Source organism: Micromonospora sicca (assembly GCF_003172935.1).
Lineage (GTDB): Bacteria > Actinomycetota > Actinomycetes > Mycobacteriales > Micromonosporaceae > Micromonospora > Micromonospora sicca.
Genome location: NZ_QGKS01000382.1, coordinates 1 through 8,868, shown reverse-complemented (window position 1 = coordinate 8,868; position 8,868 = coordinate 1). Strand labels below are relative to the sequence as shown.

Annotated in this window: 4 protein-coding genes; 3 read left to right on the top strand and 1 reads right to left on the bottom strand. The window is 74.3% G+C overall.

Annotation, left to right across the window (positions count from 1 at the left end):
* Positions 1-60: 60 nt before the first annotated feature.
* The gene (locus DKT69_RS30290; protein ID WP_109804861.1) at positions 61-906 is read right to left on the bottom strand and encodes a GNAT family N-acetyltransferase; all 846 of its coding nucleotides are present in this window, start codon (positions 904-906) and stop codon (positions 61-63) included.
* A gap of 145 nt (positions 907-1,051) precedes the next feature.
* On the opposite strand from DKT69_RS30290, the gene gltB reads away from it, so the two are divergent.
* The 3 genes from gltB to DKT69_RS30275 form a co-directional block, all read left to right on the top strand.
* A complete protein-coding gene (gene gltB, locus DKT69_RS30285) occupies positions 1,052-5,752 on the top strand; it encodes a glutamate synthase large subunit (RefSeq protein WP_109804860.1) in 4,701 nt (1,566 codons plus the stop codon).
* The gene (locus tag DKT69_RS30280) at positions 5,745-7,253 is read left to right on the top strand and encodes a glutamate synthase subunit beta (RefSeq protein ID WP_109804859.1); all 1,509 of its coding nucleotides are present in this window, start codon (positions 5,745-5,747) and stop codon (positions 7,251-7,253) included. The genes gltB and DKT69_RS30280 overlap by 8 nt, the downstream gene beginning before the upstream one ends.
* Before the next feature lie 235 nt (positions 7,254-7,488).
* Positions 7,489-8,868 (top strand): MFS transporter (locus DKT69_RS30275; RefSeq protein WP_109804862.1); only part of this gene is annotated, 1,380 nt, incomplete at its 3' end.

The following is an 8,868-nucleotide window of genomic DNA, read 5'->3' as shown; positions in this document are numbered from 1 at the left end:
CAGTGGCACCCGCCCGCCTGACCCCCGACGTTCCGCCGCGGGTGGCCGGGTGCCGCCCGGTCAGCCGATGAGGGCGGCCGGTTCGGCGATGCAGGCCGTGCCGACCCGGCGGAAGCCGACCCGCAGGTAGACGCGGGCGATCTCCTCGCTGCCGGCGGAGAGGAAGATCAGGTCGGTGCCGGCGGCGCGCAGCTCGCGGGCCAGGGCGGCGGTGACCGCGGCGCCGAGGCCGCGGCGGCGGGCGATCGGCAGGGTGGCCACCCCGGCGATCTCGGCGACGTCGCCGACCCGCATCGCCATCCCGCTGGCCAGCGGCCCCTGGCCGGCGCTCTCCGCGAGCACCGAGATCCGGCGGCCGTCCGCGACCCGGACCGCCTCCTCCTCGAGCGCGGCCACGTCCAGGCGGGCCACGGTCGCGTCCCGCTCGGCCGGCCCGGCGTCGCCCCGGACGGTGCCGCCGTGGGAGAAGCCGACCGCCGCGACGGCCCGCCGGATCGCGACGTCGGCGGCGAAGCCGGAGGAGGCCGGGTCGAGGACCCGCACCGGTACGTCGCTGAGCGTCGCCGGGTCCGGCGGGTCGACCGGGTCGAGCACCATCAACGGCGCCTCCAGCACGGTCAGCCCCGCCGAGCGGGCGACGGCGAGCAGGTCCGGGGTGACCTCGTGCACCCACTCGAACGCCTCGGGCAGCCCCAGCTCCCGCTGGCGGGCCCGGACGGCGGTGACGTCGGCCAGCGACGGCGGCTTCGTGGCGTCGAGCCGGGGGCGGGCGTAGAACGGCCAGCCGGCGCCGTCCCGGACGAAGAGGACCAGCGCGCCGTACTCCTCGGTGCGGGCGCCGTCGCGGGGCACCGCGTCGTAGAAACTCTCCAAGCGGTCGAACAGCTCAGCGCGTAGGACATCCACCGCGCGAGACTACATGTCCCAGATTGTGGAAGTGTGATCAATCCGAACTGGCCTTGCGCCGTGCGCCCTAACGTAGACTCAATAAACCCACGAGGGCCGACGTCGTCCCGACCATGATCCAACCTGAGTGACGACAGGAGGCCCGGTGGCCTTTCCGTACCCTCTCAGCCCGCAGTCGGCCCCGCCCGCCACGGGGCTCTACGACCCCGCGCAGGAGCACGACGCGTGCGGTGTGGCCTTCGTGGCCGACCTGCACGGACGCCGGTCGCACGAGGTCGTCGCCAACGGTCTCGGCGCGCTCTGCCGGCTGGACCACCGGGGCGCCCGGGGCGCGGAGCACAACACCGGTGACGGCGCCGGGATCATGATCCAGGTGCCGGACGCGTTCCTGCGCGCGGTCGTCGACTTCCCGCTGCCGCCCGCCGGCCAGTACGCGACCGGCCTGGTCTTCCTCCCCGACGACGACGCCGGTGAGGCGCTGGCCCGTCGGGTGGTGGAGAAGTACGCCCTGGTCGAGGGGGCCGACGTGCTCGGCTGGCGGGACGTGCCCACCGACCCGAGCGGCCTCGGCGAGACCGCGCTGGCGGCGATGCCCCGGGTCCGGCAGCTGTTCCTCGCCGCGCACCGGCTGACCGACTCGCCGGCCGGCCCGGCCGGCTCCCCGCTGGCCGGGCTGGACCTGGACCGGGTGGCGTTCTGCGTGCGCAAGCAGGCCGAGCGGGAGACCGCCGAGCGGGGGGTGCCGGCGTACTTCCCGTCGCTGTCCGGGCGGACCATGGTCTGGAAGGGCATGCTCACCCCGGACCAGCTTCCGGCGTACTACCCGGAGCTGACCGACGAGCGGGTCGAGAGCGCCATCGCCCTGGTGCACTCGCGCTTCTCGACGAACACGTTCCCGTCCTGGCCGCTGGCCCACCCCTACCGGTTCATCGCGCACAACGGCGAGATCAACACGATCCGCGGCAACCGGAACTGGATGCAGGCCCGCGAGGCGCTGCTGCGCAGCCCGAACCTGCCCGGCAACATCCGCCGGGTCTTCCCGGTCTGCACCCCGGGCGCCTCCGACTCGGCGAACTTCGACGAGGTCCTGGAGCTGCTGCACCTGGCGGGGCGGAGCCTGCCGCACGCGGTGCTGATGATGATCCCGGAGGCCTGGGAGAACGACCCCGAGATGCGCGCCGACAAGCGCGCCTTCTACCGCTTCCACGCCAGCCTGATGGAGCCGTGGGACGGGCCCGCCTCGGTCGCCTTCACCGACGGCGAGATCGTCGGCGCGGTGCTGGACCGCAACGGGCTGCGCCCGGGCCGCTGGTGGCGCACCGCCGACGGCCTGGTCGTGCTGGGCAGCGAGGCGGGGGTGCTCGACCTCGAGCCGGCCCGGGTGGTCGCCAAGGGGCGGCTCCAGCCGGGGAAGATGTTCCTGGTCGACACCGTCAACGGGCGGATCGTCTCCGACGACGAGATCAAGGCCGAGCTGGCCGCCGCCCGGCCGTACGACGAGTGGCTGCACGCCGGCCTGATCGACCTGGGCGACCTGCCGCCGCGTGAACACATCGTCTACACCCACGACTCGGTGCGCCGCCGCCAGCAGACCTTCGGCTACACCGAGGAGGAGTTGAAGATCCTGCTCGCCCCGATGGCGCGGGCCGGCGCGGAGCCCATCGGCTCGATGGGCACCGACACCCCGATCGCCCCGCTGTCGACCCGGCCGCGGCTGCTCTACGACTACTTCCACCAGCTCTTCGCCCAGGTCACCAACCCGCCGCTGGACGCCATCCGGGAGGAGCTGGTGACCAGCCTGGCCTCCACCATCGGGCCGGAGGGCAACCTGCTCGACCCAGGCCCGGCGAGCTGCCGGCAGATCGTGCTGCCGTACCCGGTGATCGACAACGACGAGCTGGCCAAGATCCTCTCCATCGACGAGGACGGCGACCTGCCCGGCTTCAAGGCGGTCCGGGTCTCCGGGCTCTACCGGGTCCGCGACGGCGGCGCCGGCATCAAGGCCCGGCTGACCGAGATCTGCCGGCACGTCTCCGAGGCGATCGAGGACGGGGTGCGGATCCTGGTCCTGTCCGACCGGGACTCCAACGCCGACCTGGCGCCGATCCCGTCGCTGCTGCTCACCGCGGCGGTGCACCAGCACTTGGTCCGCGAGCAGACGCGGACCCAGGTGGCGCTGATCGTGGAGTCCGGCGACTGCCGGGAGGTGCACCACGCGGCGGTGCTGATCGGGTACGGCGCGGCGGCGGTCAACCCGTACCTGGCCTTCGAGTCGGTGGAGGACATGATCTCCACCGGGGCGCTTCCCGGGGTCGACCCCGGGAAGGCGATCCGCAACTACGTCAAGGCGCTCGGCAAGGGCGTCCTGAAGATCATGTCCAAGATGGGCATCTCGACCGTGTCGTCGTACTGCGGCGCGCAGGTCTTCGAGGCGGTCGGCCTGGACACCCGCCTGGTCGAGCGCTACTTCCGGGGCACCCCCAGCAAGATCAGCGGGATCGGGCTGAACGAGATCCACGCCGAGGTGGCCGCCCGGCACGCGCTGGCCTGGCCGGCCCCGGGCGCGCAGAGCTCCGACCGGTTGGAGGTCGGCGGCGAGTACCAGTGGCGCCGCGAGGGTGAGCTGCACCTGTTCAACCCGGAGACGGTCTTCCTGCTCCAGCACGCCACCCGCAGCCGCCAGTACGACGTCTTCCGGCAGTACACCGCGAAGGTCGACGAGCTGGCCGCGCGGGCCGGCTCGCTGCGCGGGCTGTTCACCCTGCGTACCGGCGTGCGCCCGCCGGTGCCGCTGGACGAGGTGGAGCCGGCCGGCGAGATCGTCAAGCGGTTCGCCACCGGTGCCATGTCGTACGGGTCGATCTCGGCGGAGGCGCACGAGACCCTGGCCATCGCGATGAACCGCCTCGGCGGCAAGTCCAACACCGGCGAGGGCGGCGAGGACGTCGACCGGCTGCACGACCCGGCCCGCCGCTCCGCGGTGAAGCAGATCGCCAGCGGCCGGTTCGGGGTGACCAGCGAATACCTGGTCAACGCCGACGACCTCCAGATCAAGATGGCCCAGGGCGCGAAGCCCGGCGAGGGCGGCCAGCTCCCCGGCAACAAGGTCTGGCCGTGGATCGCCCGGACCCGGCACGCCACCCCGGGCGTCGGCCTGATCTCCCCGCCGCCGCACCACGACATCTACTCCATCGAGGACCTCGCCCAGCTCGTGCACGACCTGAAGTGCGTCAACCCGGCCGCCCGGGTGCACGTCAAGCTGGTCAGCGAGGTCGGCGTGGGCACCGTCGCGGCCGGCGTCGCCAAGCTCAAGGCCGACGTCATCCTGATTTCCGGCCACGACGGCGGCACCGGCGCCTCCCCGCTCAACTCGCTCAAGCACGCCGGCACCCCGTGGGAGCTGGGCCTGGCCGAGGCGCAGCAGACGCTGCTGCTCAACAAGCTGCGCGACCGGGTCACCGTGCAGGTCGACGGCCAGCTCAAGACCGGCCGGGACGTGCTCATCGCGGCGCTGCTCGGCGCGGAGGAGTTCGGCTTCGCCACCGCCCCGCTGATCGTCGAGGGCTGCGTGATGATGCGGGTCTGCCACCTGGACACCTGCCCGGTCGGCATCGCCACGCAGAACCCGGTGCTGCGCGAGCGGTTCACCGGCAGGCCGGAGTTCGTGGAGAACTTCTTCCTCTTCCTCGCCGAGGAGGTCCGGGGTTACCTGGCCGAGCTGGGCTTCCGGTCGATCGAGGAGGCGATCGGGCAGACCGAGCTGCTCGACGTCACCCCGGCGATCGACCACTGGAAGGGGCACGGGCTCGACCTGGCGCCCGTACTCCGGTTGCCGGAGCTGCCGGCGGACGCCGCGCGGCGGGGCGTCCGGGCCCAGGACCACGGCCTGGAGCTGGCCCTGGACAACGAGCTGATCGCCCTCGCGGAGCCGGCGCTGCGCGACGGGACCCCGGTCCGGGTCGAGGTGGCCGTCCGCAACGAGCACCGCAGCGTCGGCGCGATGCTCGGCGGCGAGGTCACCCGCCGCTTCGGCGGCGCCGGCCTGCCGGAGGACACCGTCGAGTTCCTGCTGCACGGCACCGCCGGCCAGTCGTTCGGCGCGTTCCTGCCGCGCGGGGTGACCCTGCGGCTGCACGGCGACGCCAACGACTACGTCGGCAAGGGCCTTTCCGGCGGCCGGCTCGTCGTCCGCCCGGACCCGGCGGCGCCGTTCGTCGACGGCGAGGCCGGGCCGGGGGAGCGGGCCGAGGATCAGATCATCGCCGGCAACACCATCCTGTACGGCGCGACCGGCGGCGAGGTCTTCCTGCGCGGCCGGGTCGGCGAGCGCTTCGCGGTGCGCAACTCGGGCGCGGTGGCCGTCGTGGAGGGCGTCGGCGACCACGGCTGCGAGTACATGACCGGCGGCACGGTGGTGGTGCTCGGCGAGACCGGGCGCAACTTCGCCGCCGGCATGTCCGGTGGCACGGCGTTCGTCTGGCGGCTCGACCGGGCGCGGGTCAACGCCGAACTGGTCGACCTCGCCCCGCTGCGGCCCGAGGAGCGGGACCGGCTGCACGAGCTGGTGCAGCGACACTTCGCCGAGACCGCCTCCGCGGTCGCCGAGGAGCTGTTGAAGCGCTGGCCGGAGGCGGTGGAGGAGTTCACCGCCGTGGTGCCCCGGGACTACCGCCGGGTGCTGGAGATCATGCGGGCCGCCGAAGCCGCCGGCCGTGACGTCGACGACGCGGTGATGAGCGCATTGGCGGCGCAAGCTGCCCCGACACCACAGTCGGCGCCTTCCGCTTCGTCCATGCCGGTGCCGCCCGCCCCCCGGGCGGTCGCCCAGGAGGTGGCTCGTGCCTGACCCGAACGGTTTCCTGCGCTACAACCGGCGGCTGCCGGCGCGCCGCCCGGTGCCGGTGCGGATCTCCGACTGGCGGGAGGTGTACCCGCCGGCCGGCGAGGAGCTGATCCGCGAGCAGGCCACCCGGTGCATGGACTGCGGCATCCCGTTCTGCCACGACGGCTGCCCGCTGGGCAACCGCATCCCGGACTGGAACGACCTGGTCCGGACCGGCAACTGGGACGCCGCGGTGGAGTCGCTGCACGCCACCAACAACTTCCCGGAGTTCACCGGCCGGCTCTGCCCGGCGCCCTGCGAGGCGGCCTGCGTGCTCGGCATCGGCGGCGGCGAGCCGGTCACCATCAAGCAGGTCGAGGTGGAGATCGCCGACGCGGCCGTGGCGCGCGGCGGGCTGCGGCCCCGCCCGGTGCCGGCGCCGACCGGCCGGTCGGTCGCCGTGGTGGGCTCCGGCCCCGCGGGGCTCGCCGCCGCGCAGCAGCTCGCCCGCGCCGGTCACGCCGTCACCGTGTACGAGCGCGACGACGCGCTCGGCGGCCTGCTCCGGTACGGCATTCCCGACTTCAAGCTGGAGAAGCAGCACATCGACCGGCGGCTGGCCCAGCTCGCCGCGGAGGGCGTGCAGTTCCGCACCGGGGTGGACGTCGGCGTGGACGTCACCGCCGAGCAGCTGCGCGCCGAGCACGACGCGGTGCTGCTGGCCTGCGGCGCCCTGCAGGGCCGGGACACCCCGGAGACGCCGGGCCGGCCGCTGCGCGGGGTGCACCAGGCGATGACGCACCTGGTCGCCGCCAACCGGGTGGTGGCCGCGGCCGGCCAGGGTCGGCCCGCGCTGGCCGTGCTGCCCGACGGCACGCCGATCGACGCGGCCGGCAAGCACGTGGTGATCATCGGCGGTGGCGACACCGCCGCCGACTGCCTCGGGGTGGCGCACCGGCAGGGCGCCGCCGGCGTCCACCAGCTCGACCTCTATCCGGAGCCGCCGACCAGCCGGGACGCCGACCGGGACCCGTGGCCCACCTGGCCGTGGATCCTGCGCAACTACCCCGCGCACGAGGAGGGCGGCGAGCGGGTCTTCGCCGTCGCGGTGCAGGAGTTCGTCGACGACGGCACCGGCCAGGTCAAGGGCGTCCGGATCGCCGAGGTGACCGTGGAGAAGCGGGACGGCCGGCGGATCGTCACCGCGCTGCCCGGCTCCGAGCGGGAACTGCCGGCCGACCTGGTGCTGCTGGCCATCGGCTTCGATGGCACCGAGGAGCAGCCGCTGCTGGCCCAGTTCGGGGTGGCCCGCAACGCCCGCGGCGCGGTCGACGCCCGGCCGGACTGGCAGACCGAGGCCGACGGGGTCTTCGTCGCCGGGGACATGCACCGGGGCGCCTCGCTGATCGTCTGGGCCATCGCCGAGGGGCGGGCCGCCGCCGCGGCGATCCACTCCTACCTGGGTGGGGCCGGCACCCTGCCCGCCCCGGTGGATCCGGCCCGGCAGCCGCTCGCCGCCCGCTGACCCCACGACACGGGGGCACGACACCCCGGTCCGGACGTACCCGTCCCGGACCGGGGTGCTCGGCGTCGGCGTCCGGTTCGTGCCGGCGGCTGCCCCGCTGGTGCGGGCTGCCGCCGACGACCCGGTGAACCTGCTCACGAATGCGGCGAATCGGTTTGACCACGGGCCAGACTTGGCGGCTGCCGCACCCGAAACGGTGCGGCTTTGTCATGTCGTCGCCAACGGGGAGGTCGTCGTGGCCCTCGGAGCCACGTTCGCCGCGCTGCACCACCGGAACTACCGGATCTGGGCCGGTGCCGGGTTCGTGTCGGTCATCGGGACCTGGATGCAGGTGCTCGGCGTCAACTGGTACGTCCTCGCGCAGACCCGCTCGGCGACCTCGATGGGCCTGGCCATCCTGCTCCAGGCCCTGCCCACCCTGCTGCTCAGCGTCTGGGGCGGGGCGCTGGCCGACCGACTGCCGGCGAAGCCGCTGCTGATCACCGCCCAGGCGCTGCACGCCACCCTCGCCGCGGGACTCGCGGTGGTCGCTGCCACCGGCGCCGGCGGCCTCCCGGCGATCTACGTGATCTCCCTGGTCACCGGCGCGGTGTCGGCGATCGAGGGGCCGGTGGCGGGCCGCTGGTCCTCGACCCTGGTCGACCCCCGGGATCTGGGCAACGCCCTGGCGCTCGGCTCGCTGACCAATTCCGCCGGGCGCATCCTCGGCATGAGCGTCGGCGCTGTCGTGGTCGCCGCCATCGGGCCCGCGCTGCTCTTCGCCATCAACGCCGCCAGCTTCGTCGCGGTCGTCGCCGCCCTGTTCGCCGTACGCGAGCGGGAGCTGTACCGGGGGGAGGCCGCGACGGACGCGGTGGTCGCCGACGGCGACTCGGCCGTACGCGAGGGGGAGCGGCACGCCGCCGACCCGGCGCCGGCGGACGGCGGCATCCGGGCCGGCTTCCGCTACCTGCTGCGCCAGCCGGTGGTGCTGGTCGCGCTGGCCCTGTCGTTCGTGCTGGGCAGCCTGGGCCGCAACTACCAGGTGACCATGGCGGCGATGAGCGACGGCCCGCTGCGTGGCGGCGCCTCCGGCTACGGCCTGCTCTCCACGGTCTTCGCGGTCGGCACGGTGCTCGGCGCGCTCGTGGCGGCCCGCCGGCGGGACCTGGGCTACGGGGTGCTGGTCGGCGCAGGCCTGCTGGCCAGCGTCCTGCAGATTGTCGCCGGGCTGGCCCCCGGCACGCTCAGCTTCGCCGCGGTCATCCTCCCGATCGCCGCGGCGGCGGTCATCATCGACACCACGGTCGGCGCCCGCGCCCAGCTCGACACCGACTACGCCATGCGCGGCCGGGTGCTGGCCGCCCTGGCGGTGACCGGCTCGGTCTCCGCCGCGGTCGGCGCACCCCTGCTCGGCTGGCTCTCCGAGCACGCCGGGCCCCGACAGACCCTGGTGCTGGCCGGCGCGGTGACCGCGGTCGCCACCGCCGCCGCGGGCGTGGCGAGCACCAGGGTGACCCGGCGACGCAGCCGGCAGTCGCGCAGCCCGTCCAGGGCCACGCCCGCGGCGGCGGTGGCGACCGCGGTCACCGCGCCGGCCAGCACCCGGGTCTGTCGGGGCCCGGCGTGCTCGGAG